The sequence below is a fragment of the Pedobacter sp. TM02 genome, from assembly GCF_059705275.1.
The window spans coordinates 2,816,689-2,840,234 of the sequence record NZ_AP046530.1; the positions used below are offsets into that span (position 1 = coordinate 2,816,689).

The 23,546-nt window shown below is 44.4% G+C and carries 18 protein-coding genes; 12 read left to right on the top strand and 6 right to left on the bottom strand.

Translation table 11 applies throughout. The annotated features are described in order from the left end of the window. Positions 1-5 precede the first annotated feature (5 nt). From AC6H1S_RS11975 to murA, 5 genes are all read left to right on the top strand, one after another. Complete coding sequence (locus AC6H1S_RS11975; RefSeq protein WP_497563754.1) at positions 6-1,685, top strand: RagB/SusD family nutrient uptake outer membrane protein; 1,680 nt, start codon at positions 6-8, stop codon at positions 1,683-1,685. 98 nt (positions 1,686-1,783) lie between these two features. Further along, positions 1,784-2,437: an outer membrane beta-barrel protein gene (locus AC6H1S_RS11980; RefSeq protein WP_497563755.1), complete on the top strand. Its 654-nt coding sequence runs from the start codon at positions 1,784-1,786 to the stop codon at positions 2,435-2,437. Between the two features lie 154 nt (positions 2,438-2,591). After that, positions 2,592-4,877 (top strand): ATP-dependent helicase, encoded by a 2,286-nt coding sequence (locus AC6H1S_RS11985; RefSeq protein WP_497563756.1) that lies wholly within the window; start codon positions 2,592-2,594, stop codon positions 4,875-4,877. 78 nt (positions 4,878-4,955) lie between these two features. Further along, positions 4,956-5,609 carry a DUF4290 domain-containing protein gene (locus AC6H1S_RS11990; protein ID WP_497563757.1) on the top strand — a complete coding sequence of 218 codons (654 nt, stop codon included), beginning with the start codon at positions 4,956-4,958 and terminating at the stop codon, positions 5,607-5,609. 76 nt (positions 5,610-5,685) lie between these two features. After that, complete coding sequence (gene murA / locus AC6H1S_RS11995) at positions 5,686-7,011, top strand: UDP-N-acetylglucosamine 1-carboxyvinyltransferase (protein WP_497563758.1); 1,326 nt, start codon at positions 5,686-5,688, stop codon at positions 7,009-7,011. Positions 7,012-7,095: 84 nt separating this feature from the next. On the opposite strand, the gene AC6H1S_RS12000 is transcribed toward murA, so the two are convergent. Further along, the gene (locus AC6H1S_RS12000; RefSeq protein WP_199138588.1) at positions 7,096-8,457 is read right to left on the bottom strand and encodes a pyridoxal-phosphate dependent enzyme; all 1,362 of its coding nucleotides are present in this window, start codon (positions 8,455-8,457) and stop codon (positions 7,096-7,098) included. 131 nt (positions 8,458-8,588) lie between these two features. Next, positions 8,589-9,680: a DNA-processing protein DprA gene (gene dprA, locus AC6H1S_RS12005; protein WP_199138586.1), complete on the bottom strand. Its 1,092-nt coding sequence runs from the start codon at positions 9,678-9,680 to the stop codon at positions 8,589-8,591. A gap of 144 nt (positions 9,681-9,824) precedes the next feature. Between dprA and AC6H1S_RS12010 the strand changes: the two genes are divergently transcribed. Both AC6H1S_RS12010 and AC6H1S_RS12015 read left to right on the top strand, forming a co-directional pair. After that, positions 9,825-10,193: a BlaI/MecI/CopY family transcriptional regulator gene (locus tag AC6H1S_RS12010; protein ID WP_199138577.1), complete on the top strand. Its 369-nt coding sequence runs from the start codon at positions 9,825-9,827 to the stop codon at positions 10,191-10,193. Continuing rightward, positions 10,193-11,845, top strand: coding sequence for a M56 family metallopeptidase (locus tag AC6H1S_RS12015; protein WP_497563759.1), 1,653 nt, complete (start codon positions 10,193-10,195; stop codon positions 11,843-11,845). Before AC6H1S_RS12010 ends, AC6H1S_RS12015 begins: the two co-directional genes overlap by 1 nt. Positions 11,846-12,005: 160 nt before the next feature. Here the strand turns inward: AC6H1S_RS12015 and rsmG are convergent, their stop codons facing one another. Both rsmG and AC6H1S_RS12025 read right to left on the bottom strand, forming a co-directional pair. Then, positions 12,006-12,641 (bottom strand): 16S rRNA (guanine(527)-N(7))-methyltransferase RsmG, encoded by a 636-nt coding sequence (gene rsmG / locus AC6H1S_RS12020; protein ID WP_497563760.1) that lies wholly within the window; start codon positions 12,639-12,641, stop codon positions 12,006-12,008. Positions 12,642-12,651: 10 nt separating this feature from the next. Further along, a complete protein-coding gene (locus AC6H1S_RS12025) occupies positions 12,652-13,806 on the bottom strand; it encodes a glycosyltransferase (protein ID WP_497563761.1) in 1,155 nt (384 codons plus the stop codon). A gap of 215 nt (positions 13,807-14,021) precedes the next feature. Here AC6H1S_RS12025 and tgt point away from each other — a divergent pair, with 215 nt between their 5' ends. From tgt to AC6H1S_RS12050, 5 genes are all read left to right on the top strand, one after another. Further along, on the top strand, positions 14,022-15,152 hold the full coding sequence (gene tgt / locus AC6H1S_RS12030; RefSeq protein ID WP_199138569.1) for a tRNA guanosine(34) transglycosylase Tgt: 1,131 nt from the start codon (positions 14,022-14,024) through the stop codon (positions 15,150-15,152). Beyond that, positions 15,152-16,255 (top strand): LptF/LptG family permease, encoded by a 1,104-nt coding sequence (locus AC6H1S_RS12035; RefSeq protein ID WP_199138566.1) that lies wholly within the window; start codon positions 15,152-15,154, stop codon positions 16,253-16,255. Before tgt ends, AC6H1S_RS12035 begins: the two co-directional genes overlap by 1 nt. 1 nt (position 16,256) lies before the next feature. Then, the gene (locus AC6H1S_RS12040) at positions 16,257-17,156 is read left to right on the top strand and encodes a DMT family transporter (protein WP_199138565.1); all 900 of its coding nucleotides are present in this window, start codon (positions 16,257-16,259) and stop codon (positions 17,154-17,156) included. A gap of 1,187 nt (positions 17,157-18,343) precedes the next feature. Then, entirely contained in the window at positions 18,344-21,154 is a 2,811-nt protein-coding gene (locus tag AC6H1S_RS12045) for a TolB family protein (protein ID WP_497563762.1), read from the top strand. A 4-nt stretch (positions 21,155-21,158) separates the two neighbouring features. After that, positions 21,159-21,440, top strand: a complete 282-nt coding sequence (locus AC6H1S_RS12050) for a hypothetical protein (RefSeq protein ID WP_199138560.1) — start codon at positions 21,159-21,161, stop codon at positions 21,438-21,440. Positions 21,441-21,551: 111 nt separating this feature from the next. Here the strand turns inward: AC6H1S_RS12050 and AC6H1S_RS12055 are convergent, their stop codons facing one another. Next, on the bottom strand, positions 21,552-22,232 hold the full coding sequence (locus AC6H1S_RS12055) for a DNA alkylation repair protein (RefSeq protein WP_497563763.1): 681 nt from the start codon (positions 22,230-22,232) through the stop codon (positions 21,552-21,554). Positions 22,233-22,375: 143 nt separating this feature from the next. Further along, positions 22,376-23,542, bottom strand: a complete 1,167-nt coding sequence (locus AC6H1S_RS12060) for a trans-sulfuration enzyme family protein (RefSeq protein ID WP_497566029.1) — start codon at positions 23,540-23,542, stop codon at positions 22,376-22,378. Between the last annotated feature and the right edge of the window lie 4 nt (positions 23,543-23,546).

A 23,546-nucleotide genomic window follows, 5' to 3' on the forward strand; every position in this document is an offset into this window, starting at 1 on the left:
TAGCCATGAAAAAAATATTTTATATATCAATGATTACGCTTGCCACCTACTCGTTGAGCGGGTGCAAGAAGTCGGCCATCGATTTTGTGCCACAAGATCAGTTGTCGAGCAGTTCTTTCTGGAAATCCCAAAAAGATGCACAATTAGCCCTAAACGGATGCTACGGCTACTTAAGCAATGCCTACAATTATGCCTATGACGACGGCGCTTCAGATAATGCCTATGCCCAATACCCTTGGGAAAGCAATGCCACCCCTATTGCAGCAGGTAATATCGATGCTACCCTCGACCAAGGTTATAACAGCCGTTATACCTATATCCGCAGGTACAACTACTTTTTAGACAACATCAACAAGGCGCCCATGAGCGACGCCCTGAAAAAACGCTTCATTGCCGAAGCCAGGGTGTTAAGGGCTTTTACCTATTTTGAATTGGCCAAAACATTCGGCCCTGTACCCTTGCTAAAGACTTCGTATACCGATCCACAGGAAACCGCAATAGCACCAACTCCAGAAGCCGATGTTATTAATTTTGCCATTGCCGAAATCCAAAGCGCATTGGTTGATCTACCGGCAAGCTATGCAGGCAGCGCGACCACCGAAACCGGCAGGATTACCAGCGGCGCAGCCTGGGCGCTGTTAACAAGAATCCAATTGCATTATCAAAAATGGGCCGATGCAGTAATCAGCGCCCAAAAAGTAATGGGTGCAGGTTATGCCTTGTACAGAAAAACCACGCTCACTACGGATGACTTGAAAGACGATTTCAGTCCTTATGTAACTTTTGCCAACGATGCCGAGAAAGACAAATTCTACAAAGGCTTGGCCAGTTACGAACAGCAGTTTTGGGCAGCCAACGAGCTAACCAGCAAAGAAGTCATCCTGGTTTCGCAAAACATTACCAATTCTTCCTACGACTATGGCAATGGCCTAAGAACCCTTTTCCCTCCAAGCGACTTGGGTGGCTGGAGCTCTATCACGCCTACCCAAGAACTGATCAATGCCTATTGGGACAAAACAGGAAATACCTTTACCCCGCCAAGCGCTACCGCCAGGGCTACCAACTACAACAATGGTACACCTAATGCGGCCTATGCCGACGAATTCAAAAACAGGGATACCCGCTTATATGCCAGCGTATTGTTTCCAGGTGCACCTTGGGGGCGCTTCAACAATGGCTATAAGTTTGCTTGGGGCAAAGGGGGCGGCAACAACAGCGTAACCGGCTACAATTTCAAGAAACTGGTAGATCCGGCTTACATTGCCAACGACTGGGATGGCGAACAAGATTTTGCCATCATCAGGTATGCCGAAATCCTGCTTTCTTATGCCGAGGCAAAGAACGAATTAAGCGGGCCAGATGCTACTATTTATGCGGCCTTGGACGATATCCGCGACCGTGCCGGCATGCCTGCAGTGAACCAGGCTGTGTATAACGACAAGGATAAGCTCAGAACATTGATCCGCAACGAACGCAGGATCGAACTGGCCGCCGAAGGTCAGCGCTTTTGGGATATCAGACGCTGGAACATCGCCCAAAACGTAATGAAAACCACTTACGATATTACCAATAGTCCGGTACAAACCCGTGTTTGGCAAGCCAAATTTGTATGGATGCCTTATCCACAACGCGCATTGGATAAAAACCCTAACCTGAAGGCCGCACAAAGTGCCAAAGGTTATTAATATTTCTTCCATATTTTTAAAGGCCGGGCAAATGCTCGGCCTTTTTTGTTTTTAGGCCTAAAATTTGCTATAATTGGTTACACACAACACACAACCAAATGAAACCAAAATTAATCTTCATGGCTTTGCTATGTACCCTTGCATGCGGTACGCGGGCCCAAACAGACAGAGGTCAGGGCCTAGCCGGAGGCAGCCTGAGCTTTGGCACGTCAAAAACAAAAGGCGAAAACAGTGCCTTGAACAATTTTACCGTTACCCCCAGGATTGGCTATTTCCTTCGCAAAAACTTTGCCCTGGGCGTCGAGTTTCCGTTGAGTCTCTCTAAGTTGCATGGCGTAGACTACACCCGATGGAATGAAGAAGGAGGTTACTACGAAGATGCATCTGGCCCTAGGGAATTCAACTTTGGCATTGCTGCCTTTGCCCGAAAGTATTTCGATATCAAAGAGCATTGGAAGATTTTCGGCCAGGCCAACCTCAATTTTCAGGTCATCAGCACCAAATTAATCGACGACGATGGCTACCTGATCAGGAACAGTGGCCGTTTGAAAGGAATTGGCGCAAGTCTAAGCCCAGGTGTAGCCTATTTTTTCAACAACAAACTGGGCATCGAGTTTTCTTTTCCGGTAGTAAGCTTCTTCCATCAAAATTATTACGATGCCAATTCGAGCTATAATTACCCCAAAGCCAACAACCTCCGCCTGGCTTTAGAAAATTTTACGCCAACCTTTGGCATACACGCCCATTTTTAGTCGATATACTTGTGAAATTTAGCGCAGTAACACTTGTGAAGTTTTAAAAACTTCGCAAGTGTTATCAAAAGCAAGTGTTTACACCTAACTTACCAACACCTTTTCATAAGCGCGCATAATTTGCTATTTTTGGGCTTTAAAAACAGGAGCCGATTTGGATTACTTAGCAGGATTAAACCCACAGCAAAGAGCAGCAGTAGAAAACACCCAGGGACCAGTGATGATTGTGGCGGGCGCAGGCTCGGGCAAAACCCGTGTGATTACCTATAGGGTAGCCCATCTTATTCAACAAGGTACCGATGCCTTCAATATTCTGGTGCTTACCTTTACCAACAAAGCCAGCAAGGACATGCGTGAGCGGATCAGCAAGGTAGTAGGCAGCGAGGCCAAAAACATTTGGATGGGTACTTTCCACTCGGTATTTGCCAAGATTTTGCGCGTGGAAGCCGAAAAAATAGGCTATCCTTCTAATTTTACCATTTACGATACCGACGACAGCAAAAGCCTAATCCGAACCATTTTGAAAGAAATGCAGCTCGATGATAAGCTTTATGCCGCCAATATCGTGTACAACCGCATTTCATCGGCCAAAAACAACCTGGTTTCGTATACCGAATATCAGGAAAATAGCCAGATCCAGGCTGAAGATAGTGGCAACAAACGCCCCTTGCTCGGTCAGATCTACGAAACCTATGCCAAACGCTGCTACAAGGCTGGTGCCATGGATTTCGACGATTTGTTGTTCAAAACTAACATCCTGCTCAAAGACCATCCCGATGTTTTAAACAAATACCAGCACAAATTCAAGTATTTGATGGTAGACGAGTATCAGGATACCAACTTTTCGCAATATACCATTGTGAGGAAACTGGCCGCTGCCCACCAGAATATTTGCGTAGTGGGCGACGATGCGCAAAGTATCTATGCTTTCCGTGGCGCCAACATCCAGAATATCCTCAATTTTGAGCGCGATTATCCCGATTTAAAGGTTTATAAACTGGAGCAGAACTACCGCTCTACCCAAAATATCGTGGAAGCCGCCAACAGCATCATCGCCAACAACAAAAACCAGTTGGAGAAAAACGTTTTCTCCGACAATGAAAAAGGCGACAGGATTAAGGTATCGAGGGCTTTTACCGACAATGAGGAAGGCAAGCTCGTAGCCGAATCCATTGTGCAAGACCGCACTTCTAAAGGATTGGAGTATAAGGACTTCGCCATTTTATACCGTACCAATGCCCAAAGCAGGGCTATGGAGGAAGCCTTGCGCAAACTCAATGTGCCTTATAAAATATATGGTGGCCTTTCTTTCTACCAACGCAAAGAGGTTAAGGATTTGATTGCCTATTTTCGCCTTACCTTTAACCCGGCCGACGAAGAAGCCATCAAAAGGGTCATTAATTACCCTCGCCGTGGCTTGGGCGATACCACTTTAGAGAAAATCTCTGCAGCAGCCGGTCAGCACGACATCAGCATGTGGCAGGTGATTTGCAACCCGCATCAGTATTTAGACGGCCGTGTACCCAGTCAGCTGAGCGATTTTGCGACCATGATCCAAAGTTTTGCAGCCGAATCAAAAAAACTCGATGCCTACGAAACCGCGCTTTACATTGCGCAGCATTCGGGCATTTTAAAAGAATTGCACAACGACGACAGCGTGGAGGGCCGTAGCCGCTACGAAAACATCCAGGAATTGCTGAACGGTATTAAGGAATTTGCGGAGCGCGAAGACATCGAAGACAGAAGCCTCGCCATTTTTATGCAGGATATCGCCTTACTAACCAACGACGACCGCCAAGACGACAAAGACAAGGATACCGTTTCGTTAATGACCATCCACTCGGCCAAGGGTTTAGAGTTTAAAAACGTATATATTGTGGGCTTGGAAGAAAACCTCTTCCCTTCGCAAATGTCGCTAACCTCAAGAACCGACCTGGAAGAAGAACGCAGGCTATTTTATGTGGCCATTACGCGTGCCGAGAAGAAACTGACCATTACCTACGCCACTTCGCGTTACCGTTGGGGTACGCTAACCTCTTGCGAGCCGAGCCGTTTCATCAACGAAATCAATCCTTCATATTTGGAGCTGGAAATTGTGAAACCGGCTAAGAGTAGCTTCGGCGAAAACAGTTTCGACAACGAACGCAAAGCCTGGACCCAACAACGCGAATTTACACCAAAACCAAGCCAAAGCACTACGGTAATCAGGCCAAAAACCACGGCTATGTTGCCAAAGGCACACGTGCCAACGGCAGGTTTTACGCCAAACGCTGCCAACGAATTCCAAAACGGCATGGACGTAGAACACGAAAAGTTCGGCTTTGGCAAAATCGTGAACCTGGAAGGCACTTTGCCCGACGTAAAGGCAACCGTATTTTTTCAAGGTTTGGGCAACAAACAATTATTGCTAAAATTTGCTAAATTGCGAATTGTGAAATAAGAACTATCTTTGTCCATCATTTACATCAATAAAGTGCCAAATAGCTCATACTAAAGAGCCAGCGCTAAAAAAACAACAATGAATTTCGATTATAACACCACCCGTAGCGACCTCATTTTAGCAGAATATGGCCGTAATGTACAAAACATGGTTAAGTACATTATCGATTTGCCTACCAAAGAGGAGCGCAATAAATATGCACAGGCCGTCATCGACCTGATGGGCTTTTTAAATCCGCACTTGCGTGATGTGGCCGACTTTAAGCATAAACTATGGGATCATTTGCACATCATTTCTGATTATAAAATCGATGTGGACAGCCCATATCCTAAACCCACGCCAGAAGATACGCAGTTTAAGCCCGCACATATCGGCTATCCGCAACAAAAAATTGCCTATAAACACTACGGTAAAACAGTGGAAAAACTGATTGCCAAAGCAATGGAAGAGGAAAATCCAGAGCGCAAATCAGCCATGGTACAAGGCATCGCCAATTTCATGAAAATGGCCTATGTACAATGGAATAAAGACAATGTGGCCGACGAAACCATCCTGAAAAACCTGAAAGACCTTTCGGGCGGGGCTTTGGCTTTAGAAGAAAACGTAAACCTGAATAAGGTAGAATTTAAGCCACAGGCCAACCGATCGAACAACAACAACAATAACCGCAACCGCAACAACAAAAACCGTAACAACAAAGGTCGCAACAACAACGCTAAACAAAGACACTAACGTTAAAGGCAGAATTGGGCAGGCGATACAAATGCCAAACCTGTTTTGTGAAATCCAGATAAGAAAAACTAGAAAGATGAATGCATTCGAAATTATAGGTGGTAAGAAATTAAAAGGCGAAATCACTCCGCAGGGAGCTAAGAACGAGGCGCTTCAGATTTTATCTGCCGTTTTGTTAACCGACCAAAAGGTAACTATCAGTAATATTCCCGACATCAAGGATGTAAACAAACTGATTGAACTTTTGGGCGACCTAGGCGTAATTGTAGAACGTTTAAACAAAGATACTTATACCTTCGAGGCCAAAAACATCAACCTGGATTTCTTCCAGTCTGACGTTTTCAAGGCAAAAGGCGGGGGCTTGCGTGGCTCAATCATGATTGTTGGCCCGCTTTTGGCCCGTTTTGGCAAAGCGGCCATCCCTAAGCCAGGCGGCGATAAAATCGGCCGTCGCCGATTGGACACCCACTTTTTAGGCTTCGAGAAATTGGGAGCCAAATTTGTGTACGACTCTAAAAAAGCATTCTTCAATGTAGATGCCACCAATTTAAAAGGAGCTTATATCCTCTTAGACGAGGCTTCGGTAACCGGAACGGCCAACATTGTAATGGCAGCGGTATTGGCTAAAGGCACTACTACCATTTATAACGCAGCTTGCGAACCCTATTTGCAGCAGCTCTGCAAAATGCTGAACCGCATGGGCGCCAAAATTTCGGGCATCGGCTCTAATTTGCTCACCATTGAAGGGGTAACGAAATTAGGTGGCACCGAACACCGCATGTTGCCCGATATGATAGAAATCGGTTCTTTTATTGGTTTAGCGGCCATGACCGAGTCTGAAATCACCATCAAAAACGTGTGCTACGACGAACTGGGCGTTATTCCTGAAGTTTTCAAAAAACTGGGCATCAAACTGGAGCGCCGTGGCGACGATATTTACATCCCTTCGCAGAAACATTACGAAATCGATACTTTTATCGATGGGTCGATTTTAACCATTGCCGATGCACCTTGGCCAGGTTTTACGCCTGATTTACTGAGCATTGTGCTCGTTGTGGCTACCCAGGCACGCGGTTCGGTATTGATTCACCAAAAAATGTTCGAAAGCCGGCTGTTCTTCGTTGATAAACTGATTGACATGGGCGCGCAGATCATTCTTTGCGACCCGCACCGCGCCACAGTAAATGGTATCGACAAAAAATACAAACTAAGGGGCATCAGCATGACCTCTCCCGATATCCGGGCCGGCGTTTCCCTGCTTATTGCCGCCTTGTCTGCCGAAGGAACTTCGACCATCTACAATATCGAGCAAATTGAGCGTGGCTACCAAGACATTGATATCCGCTTGCGTGCCCTTGGCGCACAAATCAAGCGTGTTGAGGGCTCGGGCCCAAGCCATTGATCATAAAAAAGCCATAAAGAAAAGAAAGCCCCGAATTTACATCCGGGGCTTTTTTATTTCATAAGTAAACTATTTACGGGACAATTAACCTGAAATAGCTTCAATGATATCGTATTGGGTAATGATTTCGAATTTGCCTTGCTCGTCTTCAACCAAAACAGCGCTGTTGTCTTTATTGATCATAGCCGAAATTTTGTCTATCGACGTATTCAGGTCTACAAAAGGCAAAGAAGCCGTCATGATTTCCTTCACCGGGCTCGACCTTAGCGATGGATTTTCCAGTAGCGATTCCAGCACATTACTCTCCGTTACCTTGCCAATTACCATGCCTTGCTGCGTAACCGGAAGTTGCGAAATACTCAAAGTCTTCATGATGTTGATGGCTTCGATAATCGTTTTCTCGCAATCTAGCGTAACGACCTCTTGGTTAGAGCGTTTAGCCAAAATAGAGCGGGCCGTAAGTTTTTCGTCTTTCAGGAAACCGCGTTCGCGCAACCAGTCTTCGTTGTACATTTTGCCCATGTAGCGGCTGCCATGATCGTGGAAAATAACCACGACTACATCTTCTGGTTTCAGCGAATCTTTAAGCTGCAGCAGTCCGGCAATGGCTGCACCTGCAGAGTTGCCTGCAAAAATACCCTCCCGACGTGCGATTTCGCGGGTCATTAGCGCAGCATCTTTGTCAGTAACCTTTTCAAAGGCATCAATTACATCAAAATTTACATTCTGTGGCAAAAAATCTTCGCCAATGCCTTCGGTAATGTAAGGATAGATTTCGTTTTTGTCTAAAATGCCGGTTTCCTTATATTTTTTGAACACCGAACCATAAGTATCTATGCCCCAAACCTTTATTTTAGGGTTTTTCTCTTTCAGGTATTTTCCGGTACCCGAAATGGTGCCCCCGGTACCCACGCCAACCACCAAATGGGTGATCTTGCCTTCGGTTTGCGCCCAAATTTCAGGACCGGTTTGCTCGTAATGCGCTTGGCTATTAGAAAGATTGTCGTATTGGTTGGGTTTCCACGAATTAGGCACTTCACGTTCTAAGCGTGATGAAACCGAATAGTAAGAACGTGGATCTTCGGGATCAACATTGGTTGGACAAACAATGACTTCGGCCCCAAAGGCACGCAAAGCGTCAACCTTTTCCTTTGATTGCTTGTCGGTAGTAGTAAAAATACATTTATAGCCTTTGATAATGGCTGCCATAGCCAGGCCCATGCCTGTATTGCCCGAAGTACCTTCGATAATGGTACCTCCAGGTTTCAGTTTGCCCGATTTTTCTGCATCTTCTATCATTTTTACCGCCATACGGTCTTTAATCGAATTGCCAGGATTGGTCGTCTCGATTTTAGCCAATACAGTTGCCGGTATTTCTTTTGTAATGCTGTTCAATTTAACCAAAGGCGTATTGCCGATGGTCTCTAAAATATTGTTATACCACATGTCGCAAAATTACGCATTGACGATTAGTATTTTATAAACTAATATTTATTTGGAACATTATTTTTCAATCAGCCTTTTTAAGAAATTTTATTCCATAATCTACAAAATTAGTAGACAATTATACTATAAAATTAGGCTAACTTGTAAATTTTGCCTGGTAGCGAAATCAGGATTCCCTGCATTTCGAGTGTAAGCAGCGTCATGGCCAGCTTGCTTTGGGGCGTATCCGATTGGATAGCAAGCTCGTCGGTGCTCATTGGCTCTTCGCGCAACAAGTCTACAATGACCTGCTCTTCCTTATTCAGTTGGATGGGCATTTGCGTTTGGATTTCTTTCTTGGCCACTGGCTCATCATCCCAGCCCAAGTAATAAATCAAGTCGCGCGGGTGGTTGATCAGCCCTGCCCGATTGGTTTTGATCAAAAAATTGCAGCCTTCTGAAAATTCGTCGCTTGTTCTTCCCGGAAAGGCATAAACATCCCTGTTGTACGAATTGGCCAATTCAGCCGTAATCAGGGCGCCTCCTTTAATTGAGGCCTCCACCACAATGGTTACATCGCTCATCCCGGCAATGATGCGGTTCCGTTTCGGAAAATTCTCCCGGTCGGGATTGGTACCCGGCAAAAACTCTGTCAATAAACCACCCTGTCGAGCCATTTTTTGGGTCAGTTCCCTATGAACAGCCGGATAAATACGGTCAAGGCCATGCGCCAGCACCCCCACCGTTGGCAGGCCTTGCGCAAGGCTTTCTTGATGCGCCACTGCGTCGATGCCCAAAGCCAAGCCGCTTACTACGATTACATCATAAGGCAATAAAGCGCCAATTAGCTGCTTGCACAGCTGTTTGCCGTAGGCAGTAGCATTGCGCGTACCCACCACGCTTACGATGCGATGATGATTTAAATCGGCATGGCCTTTATAATAAAGCAACAAGGGCGCATCATAACATTGCCTCAAGCGTTTAGGATAAGCCTTATCGCCATAAAACAATACTTTGATACCGTGCTTTTGGATAAAACCGAGCTGTTTTTCGGCAACAGCCAAGGCATTGGTAGCCAAAATTGCATTAGCCGTCTTCTCTCCTATGCCTTCCACCTTTTTCATTTCCTGCTTCGAGGCAACAAATACGGCTTCGGCACTGCCAAAATGAAACAGCAGATTTTTGGCCAGCATAGGGCCTACACCTTTAATCAGGCTTAGTGCAATTTGATGCGTTAAACTCATTAAAACTAAAATAATCAATAAATTTAGATTTAAGAATTAATTTTATTAAACTGAAAATCAATTGTTTACAACTAAACTATAAAAATAGTTTGTCAACTATAAAAATAGTGGTAAATTTAAATTAAGTAATAAGCAAACAATAGAATGAGAGAGTTAACAAAAGCCGAAGAACAGGTGATGCTGATTTTGTGGGAAATGAAAGAAGGCATTGTAAAAGATGTAATCGACAAGATGGATCCGCCAAAACCAGCTTACAATACGGTATCAACGGTAATCAGGGTTTTAGAAACCAAGGGCTTTATTTCGCACAAGGCCATAGGCAATACACACATCTACTTTCCGCTCATCAGCGAGGCGCAATACAAGCATTTCGCCTTCGACAAGGTGATGAACAACTATTTCGAAAACAACTACCAGAGCCTCGTTTCTTTTTTGGTGAAGGAAAAGAACATGGACATGAACGAACTAGACGAGCTGATTGCATTGGCCGAAAAACTTAAAAACGACAAATAATGGATTGGTTGTACTATTTGCTAGAGGCAAACCTCTACTTGCTCATCTTCTACGGTTTTTACCGTTTGTTGCTACAGAACCAGACATTTTATAATAGCAACCGCTATTACCTGTTGCTGAGCAGCCTTGCGGCATTTGCTTTGCCTGTTCTGCAAATAGGCTACCTTAAGCCTAGGCCAGAAATAGTTGAACAGGCTGTTTATTCAGGTTTGCCTGTTGCACGTCAAGCCCCCGGTCTTAGCGATTACCTGTACCTCATCTACGTGGCGGTTGCGCTGGCATTTGCAATTAAGCTCTTCCTCTCCATTGCAAAAATCATTAGCCTTTGGCAAGGCGCCAAAAAATACCAGAACGAAGATTTCACCCTGGTAGAACTGCAACAAGAAACAGAAGCTTTTTCTTTCTTCAACTTACTTTTTATCCACCCCCACTTGGCCGAAAAACAGGTTGTATTAAAACATGAGCTTGTGCACATTAAGCAAAAACACAGTATCGATGTATTATTTTTTGAATTCATGCAGGTCGTTTGCTGGTTTAATCCTATTATCTATTTCATCAAAAAAGACATCAAGCTGCTGCACGAATATATCGCAGATGAACGCAGTGCCTCTACCAGTGAGCAGAAACACGATTATGTGATGTTCCTGATCGAGAATTCCTTTGGCATTGTGCCCCAAAAACTTACACACCAAATTTTCAATCAATCAATATTAAAAAGGAGAATTAACATGTTAAACAAAAAAAGAACAGCCCATTGGGCCAGGCTCAAGCTGTTGTTGGCCCTACCCCTGGGCGGCGCAATGCTTTGCACCTCGACGATGGCATTTACCAAAGACTATGGCTACGTAGATTTATTTCCGGAGAAAAATAAAACTATCGAAGCTTTAGTACAACAGGAACCCAAAGTGGAGAATGTCAAAAAACAGCCTGTGAAAGTAGAAAACATCAAAGTACAGGAAGTTAAGCCAGACAACATTAAAAAGACCAAAAAAGGTCAGGTCAAATTTCCGCCACCTTCCGGTAAGACCTACAAAACCCGACTTGATGCTCCTGCCATTGAACCGCCACCGCCAGGTGTAAAAACGGTTAAGTTTCCGCCGCCCATAGTAAAACGCGATAAAAAAGCACCTGCTGTGGAGCCGCCACCGCCAACAGTAAAAACGGTTAAGTTTCCACCGCCCATAGTAAGGCGCGACAAAAATGCACCCGCCATTGAACCGCCACCATCGGGTGCAAAAAAAACCAAGAAAGACCAAGTAAAATTTCCGCCGCCCGTAATAAGAAAGGATAAAAAAGGAAACAATGACGAAGCAGATTTAAAGGCCAAAGTGGCTGCCTTACCAAGTGTAAGCATTGCCAGTGCAGAGCCCAACAATGCCAAAGAACAGCTGTACATCAAATCGGCAAAAGAAAACCAAATCGCAGCAGTGGGCACTGAGCAGCCATCAACCAGCCTGAGATCAGATTCGAAAGTCCGTTATTCAATCGCGGTAACAAAACCTCAAGAAAGTTTAAAGAACAACAAAGACCTCTATCCGGGAACAGAACAACAAAAGCTGAAACTTAAGCTGAAGCCTAGTATAAAAGAATCCAAAAAAGAAGCAAGGCAAACCATTGCCTTAGAATTGCTTCCAACCAACAAACAGCCTTAACCAAACAAACATAGTTTTAGTACAATTCCATCTTGTGCGTAGCGCAAGATGGATTGTTGGCCTACGAGCCATGCTTTTTAAGCAAGCCTGCAAAAAGCAATCCAGGAAATAGAAAAGCCAACAGAGAACAATCGCCAACAGAAATTCGGTTTCAAGAACCTTATTGGGGGATATAAACTACATACTTGGTTTCGAAAAAATCCTCTTCAAAATAAGCAGAAAGCGGATGCAATTCTGCCTTCAGCTTAGATTCCTTGATTTCTTCGGTCAAATCGCCACCTTTGAGGTAAAGAATGCCATTTTGGATGGCATTGATATTTTCTTTGGCAAATTTGCCACGTATCCAGGGGTAAAAATCGATTAAACGCGTTACTGCTCTCGATACCACAAAATTATATTGATCAGTTACCTGCTCGGCCCTTAAATGGCTAGCCTTCACATTGCTGAGCCCCAATGCGGCCGCTACTTCGCCCACAACCTTGATTTTTTTTCCAATCGAATCAACCAAATGGAACTGTGTTTCTGGAAACAAAATGGCCAAGGGAATACCTGGAAAACCACCTCCCGTACCTACGTCTAATACTTTCTCGCCTGCTTTAAAGGTACAGAACTTGGCAATGCCCAGCGAATGCAGGATATGGCGCTCGTACAACTCGTCGATGTCTTTCCTCGAAATGACATTGATTTGCGCATTCCAGAAACTGTATAAATCGTACAGCTGCTCAAACTGCGCACGCTGCTTTTCGGTAAGCTCCTTAAAATACTTAAAAACGATGGTTGGTTTAATATCAGACATGATCAGCGATTTATTTCCACTTTACTTTTTTCACAAATATAGACAGAAAGGCATTAAGCACCAGAAAAACAAACAAGATGAGGTCTAGCAGCGGGAACCACCAGCTCAATTCGCCATAATTGAGGCGTTTTAGCAGTCGCGGGTAAACAAAGCTTCTGATCAGGATGCTCAAGGCAAAAATACCGATGCCCAAATAAAGCGTAGCCGGAAGGCAAAGCAACACAATACCTAATATATAGAACAAAAACTGTACGGCAATCTGCAGCGATAAAACGAACTTATGTTTTGGCTTATAAAACTTGCCAGCACCTACATGTCTCTTTTTTTGGCGCAGGTAATCGAAAAAAGAAGTTTTAGGTTCGCTCCAAACCTGTGTATCTTTATGAATTTGGATAGCCGTATTATGCGCATGGGCATGGGCATTTACGAACAGGTCATCATCGCCAGAGGGGATGTGCATGTGCGCCGCAAAGCCTTTGTTTTTAAAGAAAAGCGATTTTTTGTAGGCCATATTTCGGCCAACCCCCATATAAGGCATACCTTTGAGGGCAAAGGCAAGATAGTTAACCGCCGTAAAAAAAGTTTCAAACCTGATCAGACAGTTCAACAGGCTTCGTTTCTTAAAATAAGGCGAATAGCCCAGCAAAATATCGATGTTATGATCGGCAGGTTGTTGCATGCCCATTAGCCAATGGGCCGAAGCAGGTTCGCAATCGGCATCGGTAAATACCAACCACTCATAGCTGGCAGCCTTGATGCCCATGGTAACGGCAAACTTTTTTCCGGCAATAAATTTCTCGCCTTCGGCCACGGTTACCACCTTTAAATGGCTATGTTGCTTGGCTAATCGCTCTAAAAAATCGCCGGTCCCATCCCACGAGCGGTCGTTGACTACAACCACCTCAAATTGCGGATAGTCCTGATTTAGAATGCTGGTAAGATATTTTTCCAGGTTCTGGATTTCGTTACGGGCACATATAATAACGCTGATGGGATTAACTGCGTGCTCAGGTATCTCTGCTATTTTATAACTGGCCAGTTTGGCATGCACAAACAAGCTAAAATAGAGCTGGACCAAAAAACAAAAAACAAAAGCGCCGAGCAGGCTAATCTCTAATATATCTAATTCCACGATGGTATTTCTGAAAGCTAGCAAATCTCTCATTTTTAATCTGTAAAACCAGCTTGATGTTGATAAAAAATAAAGCCATGTTCAAAAAACGCATAATTATTAAAGGTTTTGAACGTTGTTTCTAGCTCAGCCTCAAAACAACACGGCACAATGACCATAAAAAGGAATATTCTTGCTATTTTTGTCGGATTTTTGAAGCAGAATGCCATGCCATGAAAACCATCTTGGCCAACAAAACACAGAACAGCATGAAATTTGATTTACAGGCCAAAGACCCGTCATCCAAAGCCAGGGCAGGCGTAATTACCACTGCCCACGGCGAAATACAAACCCCTATTTTTATGCCTGTAGGCACTGCCGGAACAGTAAAAGCAGTGCACCAAAAAGAACTCAAAGAAGAGATCAAAGCCCAAATCATCTTGGGCAATACCTATCATTTGTACCTAAGACCCGGACTGGAAGTTTTAGAACCTGCCGGTGGACTTCACAAGTTCATTGGCTGGGACAAGCCTATTTTAACCGACAGCGGTGGCTATCAAGTGTACTCGTTGAGCAAAGTGCGCAAAATCAAGGAGGAAGGGGTAACTTTCCGTTCGCACATTGACGGCTCAAAGCACTTGTTTACACCCGAATACGCCATGGACATCCAAAGAACCATAGGCGCTGACATCATTATGGCTTTTGACGAATGCACACCTTATCCCTGCGATTACAAGTACGCGGCCAATTCGCTCAACATGACCCACAGGTGGCTTAAACGCTGTTGCGAGCGTGTAGACACTACCGAACCCAAATATGGCTATGAACAAACGCTTTTCCCTATCGTTCAGGGTTCGGTTTATAAGGATTTAAGGGTGAAGTCGGCCGAATTTATTGCTTCAATGGGTCGCGAAGGCAATGCCATTGGCGGTTTATCGGTAGGCGAACCTGCCGAAGAAATGTATGCCATGACCGAGGTGGTTTGCGACATCCTGCCCACAGACAAACCACGCTACCTGATGGGCGTGGGTACTCCTATTAATATATTGGAAAACATTGCGCTTGGCGTTGACATGTTCGACTGTGTAATGCCCACCAGAAATGCCCGAAACGGCATGCTGTTCACCCGAAACGGCATCATCAACATCGGCAACAAGAAATGGGAAAGCGATTTTTCTCCAATCGATGCCGAAAGCGATTTACTGGCCGACCAAGTGTATACCAAAGCCTATTTAAGGCACTTGATGCACTCGAAAGAGATGTTGGGTGCACAGATTGCCACTTTGCATAACCTGCATTTCTACCTCTGGCTGGTTAAAGAAGCCAGAGAAAAAATCATTTCGGGCGAGTTTTACGCTTGGAAGAATAAAATGGTGAGTATATTAGGGAATAAATTGTAATGAACTTCATCAGGCAGCGCATTAAAATTATCGACGGCTATATTATTGGCAAGTACCTGGGTACCTTTGTTTACACCCTGGTTATCTTTGTGGTGATCATTGTCATCTTTGACCTTTCGGAAAAACTCGACGATTTTTTGGAGAACAACATGAGCATCTGGCAAACCATTTCGCAATACTATGCCGGTTCTATACCGTTTTATGTGAACATGCTCTCGCCATTGATCAATTTTATTGCAGTCATTTTCTTTACGGCTAAAATGGCCGACCAGACCGAAATCGTGCCTATTTTAAGTGGGGGCGTAAGCTTTAACCGTTTTTTAAGACCTTACTTTATCTCGGCCTTCATTATTTTCTCGCTCAACCTGTTGTCTAATCTCTATGTATTGCCCTATACCAACAGGATCAAAAACAAGTTCGAAAATGAGGTGGTAAACAAAAACGACCCCTATATCAAAACCAATATCCACATGAAAGTGGATAGCAATACCTATATCTTCATCGATAATTTCGACAATAAAACCAATATTGGCTACCGTTTCTCGCTAGATAAATTCAAGGGCGACGTCTTGAAGAAAAAACTGATGGCTGAGCAGATTACCTGGGATTCGGTAAAAAGAACCTGGAAACTGAGCAGCTACACCATCAGGAACATTGACGGCCTTAAAGAAACGATGGTTTATGCCTTCAACAAGCAGAAAGATACAGTTCTGGATATGAGGCCCAACGATTTTTCGGCTTACCAGAATGTATTCGAAAGCATGAGCAACAAAGAGCTTTCAGACAAGATCAAAAAAGAAAGAATAAGGGGCTCTGGCATTATGAGCGACCTGCTTTTTGAACAGTACAAGCGTTGGCTGCAACCCCTATCGGCCTTTGTACTCACATTAATCGGCGTAGCTTTATCTTCCAGAAAAGTACGTGGAGGCGTGGGGTTGCCACTCGGAATCGGCATTATCCTGAGCTTTGCCTATATCGTTTTGACGCAGTTTGCCAAGATGTTTTCGACCAAGGGCGGCTTGCCTCCTTTGGCTGCAACGATTTTGCCTACGCTCTTTTTTGGCTTACTAGGCTTATATTTGCTGCGAAAAGCACCAAAATAAGATGAAACCCAGCCTTAAAACACTTAATCACGACAACCGAAACCTCTTAATTTTACACCTTACCGTTTTTGTTTGGGGCTTTACAGGTATTCTGGGCGCATTAATTTCCATCAGTGCCGTGCAAATGGTATGGTACAGGGTATTGATTGCCTCAATTACGCTATTTGCCTATTTTAAATTCAGCAAAACCAATATCAGGGTAACGCGTACCCAGTTTCTCAAATTCTTTTTCACGGGCAGTATTGTAGCTACGCACTGGATATTCTTCTTCCATTCCATTAAGGTAGCCAACGTTTCGGTAAGCCTTATTTGCCTCTCATCCGTTACGCTTTTCATCGCCATTTTAGAGCCTCTGATAAAAAAACATGCCATTTCCAAAGGCGATATTCTGGTGGGATTACTCATTATTTTGGGCATTTATCTCATCTTTAAATTCGAAACCAAGTACACCACAGGCATTATTTTCGGCTTGCTATCGGCAGTTGCCGCCAGCTTTTTTTCTACCATTAACTCTACTTTGGTACAGAAAAACAACCCCAGCATTATTGGATTTTATGAGCTTGCCGGCGCCTTTTTCTGGATCAGTATTTACCGTTTATTCGACAAAAGCCTGCTTACAGAGACCTTCAATCTAAGCTTAAGCGACTGGTTTTATTTGCTAATTCTTGGCACGGTTTGCACAGCTTTGGCCTACGTTGCAGGGGTCTCGGTGATGCGAACTTTATCGGCATTCAGGGTGGCTTTGATTACCAATTTGGAACCCGTTTATGGCATCGTTTTAGCCTTTATTTTGTTCGGTCAGAAAGAGCAGATGACCGGCGGTTTTTACCTCGGTTCGTTACTTATTTTAGCCGCGGTTTTTATCTATCCCATCTATAAAAACCGTCGCAACAAGGCCTGATTTCCCTCCATTTTCTCCCCGAAAAACCAAAGTTCTAGGCAGAAAAGCCATAAGATTTCGTGGCATTTCTACTTTAATCCAGCTTAAAAAGCCCTTTTAAAGCCTCGATTCCGCCCTAGCTTTATTCGAAAAAAGAATTATTTCCGTCAGAATATCGGCAGGAAAAGCCGATATAAGGCCAATTTTTACTCAAAACCGCCATTTTACAAGCCATTTTTTATCATTTTCTCACCAAAACAACTGCTTTTTTCCATAGAAAATCGCGGTTTTTGACCCGTAAAACAGCCTTTATTTCGATCAAAAAACGTTGCAGAGAGCGCTTATATTTGCCCTATTTTCCGTCCGCCCAAAGCCACTGCTTGCCCAAAAATCAATCGTTATACCGACGTTTTATTCGCTAAACCCCACTCCCTAAAGAGCATCTAAAAGACTATTTTCTGCCCGACTTTTACCCAGCCAAGACACCCATTTTTGAAGCGCAAACGACAACAACTCTGTATCAGGTCATGCTAATTTTTGACCTTAACAAACCAAAGGGAAAAGCCCAATTTCCGTTCCATTTTCACCTTTGCAAAGCGACTAACTTGCCACGAAAAACCAACATGCCTAACAAAGCCAACCCGACCTTTGCTCCTCAAAACGCACTTGAAAAAATCGAGTTAAAGAACCCAAAACGCATCTAATTTTCGACACCTAAAAACAAGTTTCAAGCATTCTATTTTTGTCAGTGAAAAAACCCATTGAACCATCCAAAAAAAGCTAAGAATGGAAGTGTTCAGACAGGATGTTTTCAACTTAAAAACCAACCTAAAAACTCTGCATTTACTGACAAAAATAGGCTTCATTTTTAAGCCATTTTCAATCTGTTTCAGCAACTCAGCCCTAGGGTAGGAGTGTGAAGAAACGTATACATGTTTAAAAAATTAACAAAAAAAATCGCTTAAAATCCGAAGGAATAAGTGTACCTTAATAGCAAGTTTTAAAAACGTTCTCTGATTTCCTTAAGGCTGTTAAAAAACACCCCAAACAGCATAAAATAATATAAAATTCACCAAAAATACTTGATTTAAATATTTAGCATAAAAATCTATAAATCAATAAATTAAAAAATTTAAGTTGAATTAAAATTTAAGATAAAAGACCTTAACAAAACCTCAGAAAACTAAAAATTTTAGCACAAAATCATAATGAAGCTTAACAAACAATTAAACAAACTTAAAATCAGCATATTAACAATAATTACATTAAGCTTTATTTCACTTCATGCTTTTTCACAGATTTTCGACAGCGAACAAAATCCACTTAGTGTAAAATGGCGCCAAATTAACAGCAATGGTTTCCGGCTCATCTATCCGAGCGAACTCGAAAAAGAAGCTCAAAGAATGGCCAATACCATCACCTACATCTACCCTTATGTTGGGCGTGATTTAGACCGACAAAAAACGAGTATCCCCATCGTGCTTCAGAACCGGGGAACCATCGCAAACGGCTTTGTTCAACTGGCTCCAAAAAAGTCGCAATTCAACACCACTCCACCCCAGCAATTTGACAGTCAGGATTGGCTTAATAATTTGGCCGTTCACGAGCTTAGGCATGTGGCCCAATTCGACAAAATAACCGGAGGCCAGGCCCACCCCTTTCCGGAAGAAATCTACTTCGCCTATTTGGGGGCAAGCATCCCCACCTGGTTCTTCGAAGGCGACGCGGTTAGCACCGAAACTTCGCTTACCCATGCGGGTCGCGGCAGGCAGCCTTCATGGGTCATGCCTTTCAGAACTTCGCTGCTCAGCGGGCAAAATTTTTCTTACTCGAAAGCCTACTTCGGATCGAACAAAGACCAGACCCCAGGCTACTACCAATTGGGCTACCTGCTCACTTCGCAGCTGCGCAAAGAATTTGGAAAAGGAATAGTAGACAGCTTGCTTGCCGACATCCACCACCGACCACTTCGCCTCTACCCTTTTTCGCAGAGCCTTAAAAAATACACGGGCTATAACACCCAAAAATTTTATGCGCATGTTTTGGAGCAGCTGAAAAAAGATTGGCAAAGACAAGACGAGCAAACCCTGCACAGCGATTATAAAAGCCTGAACCGGCCAGCGAAAATCGCCACCAATTATTACTTGCCAACCGCCTTGCCCAATGGACAACTTTTAACCCTCAAACAAAGTAAGGACGAGGTTCCTGGTTTTGTGGTTTTGAACCCCGATCAGAGCGAGGAAAAACTTTTCAAAATTGGCTATCAGGAACAACCCTGGTTCAGCTATGCCAACCAGCTGCTGGTTTGGGATGAGATCAGGTACGACCCCCGCTACAAGCAGCGCAACTACAGCGTGATTTGCCTTTACGACTTTTCGACCAAAACCAGGCGCCAGCTTACTTTCAGGACGAGGCTGTTTTCGCCAACGCTTTCGGGCGATGGAAAAAAATTGCTGGCTGTGCAGGCCGACCTGAGCAACAACTTCAACCTGGTGACCATCGACCTGATCAATGGCCAAATAACGAAGACCTACAGCAACCCCGAAAATCTGATCTTGCAAACGCCGGCCCTCAATGTCGATGGGTCGCAATGGACCTGGGTTGGCGTAAGCGAAAAAGGAAAGTCGCTTTGGCTGGCCAACGAAAAGGGCGAAACCGTGCAATTGATCAAAGAAACGAATCAGCAGCTGAACAGGCCGGTATTTATTGGCGATAAAATCGCATTTAACGCCCATTTAAGCGGACTTGACAATATTTACGAGGTTACGCCCACCGACAAAAAAATCGTGGCGCTAACGTCAGCAAAATACGGCGCTTTTAATCCGAGCCCGAGCAACGATGGCCAATCGATTTTTTTCAACAACTACCAACTGACGGGTTACGAGGTTGCAACGGCTCCAATCGAACCCAAAGAGGTGCAGCCCAACCATTTTGTATATTTTGGCGAAGCTGCCGAAAAACAGGAAAATACTGGCGATGTGTTCAGGCAAATTCCAGACAGCGCTTATACCTCTGCCAGCTACAGCCCGCTGGCTCATGCTTTTTCATTCCACAGCATCAGTCCAACGGTTGATGATGACGACAGGGTGGGCATTGCACTCAAATCGAACGACCTGCTCAATACCGTTGATTTTTTTGGTGGCGTGAGCTACCACAGCGACCTGAGGAAACTGGAATACAACGCCGGGCTGACCTACAAAAGCCTTTACCCGGTACTGAGCGCCACTTTCAGGAACCGTCCACGCTTGGCCTATTATCGCCTTGCCGGACAGCTACGGGAAGCCAATTGGCGGGAAAACAGGCTCGAACTGAAGGCCAGTGTACCGTTAAGCATAAACGCCTACAATCACAATTACAGTTTTTTGGGAGAGGTAGGAACAAGCTATACACAAAGGAATTTTGCGCCACAGGAAGCTGCCATTTTCAGCAAAACGCTTGATTTTCCGATGAGCTACCGCTTCGGATTCGTCCACAGCATACGGACTGCCGAGCGCAACGTAGCGCCTAAATGGGCCCAATCGGTTACAATCAGTTACTACAACCAACCTTTCGACCCGCACCTTAACGGCGACCTGATTGCTTTTGAAAGTGCGCTTTACTTTCCTGGGATTATGAAAAACCATTCTTTGGTAGCCAGCTTCAATTACCAGCAAAGCAGCGGCATATTGAAGGGCAATAACGAAATTGCAACGGTTTATGGCTACGGACAGATCAGTGCCAGGAGCGAACTGAAAAATACTTTGTTGCTTAGCTACCGTTTTCCGATTGCTTTTCCAGATGCCGAAATTGGTCCTTTTGCCTATATCCGCAATCTGAGGGGCGGTTTCTTTAGCCATTACGAAAACATCGGTACCGAAACTAATCTGACACAGCCCAAGACTTTTGGGCTTGAATTGCGCAGCAGCCTAAACCTTTTGCGCTACCAGCCTGTTATAGATTTGGGGGTAAGGGCCGTATTTGTGAACAAAGTTTACCACCAAAACCCTATCTTAGAACTAATATTCAACTACAGTTTTTAAACTTATGAAAGCAAAAACCATCTTCATCATTGTTGTTACCGCCTTGCTAACCACATTTTTGCTCATCAACAGGGATGCTGTTCCATTCGATTTCATCATCGGAAAAGAGGTGTACATCTCCAAGCTCATCGTGATTGGCGTTTGCATCCTGATTGGCTTTATTTTGGGCTTTATTGCCGGAAGGCCAAAGAAAACCCTCACCAGCTACGATACGGAAATAGAAAAGCACCAACCTGTGGAGCACAAATCAACCCTGAGCGACGAGGACAGGGATTACATTTCCTGATTCTTTTGGCCAATGGTTGATGTTTAAGGATGGGCTTACCTATTTGAAATTTAAAGGCGATGCCCCCCCTTTAACCCCCAACTCACCACTTTCAACTTTAAACTTTAAACTTTAAAACTCCAAACCTCCCTTAGGCCCCTTACTTCTTAACTCTCTCAGGGCATCAAGCGCAACCCAGTTAGCTTTTTTGTTTTGTTGGTCAAGGATATTTTCGGCGGTAACGATGGCCTGCTCATACAACAAAGCATTGCGCTTGCCGATTTGCCTCAGCGCCCAGTTGATGGCTTTTTTCACAAAATTTCGGTTGTCCCAGGCCTCCCGTTCAATGACTGGAAAAAACTCCAGAAAAGTTTCGTCAGGTTCTTTTTTGAGGTGTACGGCCGCCGCCGCCATGAGCACAAAGCCCGTGCGTTTCACAAATTCCTTTTCAGCCCTGCTGTACTCGAAAATCTTCGGCTTGAAATAAGGCGTTTTAACGAACAGATTGCCACAGGCCTGGTCACATACATCCCAAGAGGTAAAATCGTTTGCCCAGCAGTCTATCTGTTGCTCAGTTACCAATTTGGGTTCGCCAATGATGGTCGCTAAAATTCTTGCTTCATGAATTCCGGTTCCCCAAAGCTCGAGCGACAAGGCCTGGTTTTTGCCGATTTGCTTGGCCAATGCCCTCACCTTGGGCACGCTTACGCCCAAAGCTTTGGAATTATCGATACCAAAACGCAACATTTTTTGACGATATGCCGGCTCTGACAGCGATTGGAGCGCTGAAATGATAAATTCGCAGTCGTTCATACAAGCAAAGCTAAAAGTCTAAAGGCAAAACACCAAAGTTGACCGTAATCGACAATCCAAAATATGGTCGAAGGTAAATCATGAAATAAAAAATGCCGGATCGAAACCCGGCACAACGTTTTTGTCGAAATCGTTAACCCGAACTAAGCCAAAGCCTGTTCAATATCGGCCAGGATATCGTCAATATGTTCCAAACCTATCGAAAGGCGGATAGAGCCCTGCTCAATGCCCACAATGTTACGCTCTTCTTCGGTAAGCTTGCTATGTGTGCTGGTAGCCGGATGCGTAGCGATAGACCGGGTGTCGGCCAAGTTGGCCGAAATCGAAAACATTTTCAGGCCGTCCATAAATTTGCGTGCGCCTGCTACGCCGCCGTTTACCACGATGGTTACAATACCTCCACCCTGTTTCATCTGTTTTTTGGCAATTTCGTATTGCGGATGCGATGGCAGGAACGGATATTTTACCAATTTGATTTGCGGGTGCTTTTCTAAATATTCGGCCACTTTCAAGGCATTTTCGCAATGGCGATCCATGCGGACTGCAAGTGTTTCTAAGCTTTTTGATAAAATCCAGGCATTAAAAGGCGACAACGATGGGCCACTGTGACGGGCAAAGGCAACAATTTCTGCCACAAGCGCCTTGCTGCCCAAGATAATGCCACCCAACACACGACCTTGTCCGTCGATGTATTTGGTAGCCGAATGGATGGAAATATGTGCACCCCATTTGATGGGCTGCTGCAAGTAAGGTGTTGCAAAACAGTTATCAACCACAAATAATACATTGTGTTTTTTGGCTAGTGCACCCAAAAACTCCAAGTCGATGATGTCGATACCCGGATTGGATGGGGTCTCCACAAAAATCATCTTGGTATTGGGCTTGATCAGGGCTTCCCAATCTTCAGGCTTGTCCAAATCGGCATAATCGAAGGTAACGCCCCATTTAGAGAAAACATTGGTTAGCAACTGATGCGTCGACCCAAAAACCGAGCGGCTCGAAACAATGTGGTCGCCATTTTTCAAAAAGGCACCAAAAGTTGTAAAAATGGCTGCCATGCCTGTTGCGGTGGCAAAACCGTCTTCGGCACCTTCCAAAAGGCACATCTTTTCGATAAACTCTGAAGTATTCGGGTTCGAATAGCGACTGTAAACGTTGCCTTCCTTTTCGTTGGCAAAAAGCGCGCGCATTTCTTCGGCGTCGTCAAATTTATAGCTCGATGTGAGGTAAATGGGCGCCGAATGCTCTTTGTGGCTGCTTCTTTCGGTTTGGGTACGGATGGCTATGGTTTCAAAATTTTCGTTTTTCATCATG

Coding starts and splice junctions, on each gene's coding strand:
- AC6H1S_RS11975 (WP_497563754.1), top strand. CDS start 6: ATGAAAAAAATATTTTATATATCAATGATTACGCTTGCCACCTACTCG.
- AC6H1S_RS11980 (WP_497563755.1), top strand. CDS start 1,784: ATGAAACCAAAATTAATCTTCATGGCTTTGCTATGTACCCTTGCATGC.
- AC6H1S_RS11990 (WP_497563757.1), top strand. CDS start 4,956: ATGAATTTCGATTATAACACCACCCGTAGCGACCTCATTTTAGCAGAA.
- murA (WP_497563758.1), top strand. CDS start 5,686: ATGAATGCATTCGAAATTATAGGTGGTAAGAAATTAAAAGGCGAAATC.
- AC6H1S_RS12000 (WP_199138588.1), bottom strand. CDS start 8,457: ATGTGGTATAACAATATTTTAGAGACCATCGGCAATACGCCTTTGGTT.
- dprA (WP_199138586.1), bottom strand. CDS start 9,680: ATGAGTTTAACGCATCAAATTGCACTAAGCCTGATTAAAGGTGTAGGC.
- AC6H1S_RS12010 (WP_199138577.1), top strand. CDS start 9,825: ATGAGAGAGTTAACAAAAGCCGAAGAACAGGTGATGCTGATTTTGTGG.
- AC6H1S_RS12015 (WP_497563759.1), top strand. CDS start 10,193: ATGGATTGGTTGTACTATTTGCTAGAGGCAAACCTCTACTTGCTCATC.
- rsmG (WP_497563760.1), bottom strand. CDS start 12,641: ATGTCTGATATTAAACCAACCATCGTTTTTAAGTATTTTAAGGAGCTT.
- AC6H1S_RS12025 (WP_497563761.1), bottom strand. CDS start 13,806: ATGAGAGATTTGCTAGCTTTCAGAAATACCATCGTGGAATTAGATATA.
- tgt (WP_199138569.1), top strand. CDS start 14,022: ATGAAATTTGATTTACAGGCCAAAGACCCGTCATCCAAAGCCAGGGCA.
- AC6H1S_RS12035 (WP_199138566.1), top strand. CDS start 15,152: ATGAACTTCATCAGGCAGCGCATTAAAATTATCGACGGCTATATTATT.
- AC6H1S_RS12040 (WP_199138565.1), top strand. CDS start 16,257: ATGAAACCCAGCCTTAAAACACTTAATCACGACAACCGAAACCTCTTA.
- AC6H1S_RS12045 (WP_497563762.1), top strand. CDS start 18,344: ATGAAGCTTAACAAACAATTAAACAAACTTAAAATCAGCATATTAACA.
- AC6H1S_RS12050 (WP_199138560.1), top strand. CDS start 21,159: ATGAAAGCAAAAACCATCTTCATCATTGTTGTTACCGCCTTGCTAACC.
- AC6H1S_RS12055 (WP_497563763.1), bottom strand. CDS start 22,232: ATGAACGACTGCGAATTTATCATTTCAGCGCTCCAATCGCTGTCAGAG.
- AC6H1S_RS12060 (WP_497566029.1), bottom strand. CDS start 23,542: ATGAAAAACGAAAATTTTGAAACCATAGCCATCCGTACCCAAACCGAA.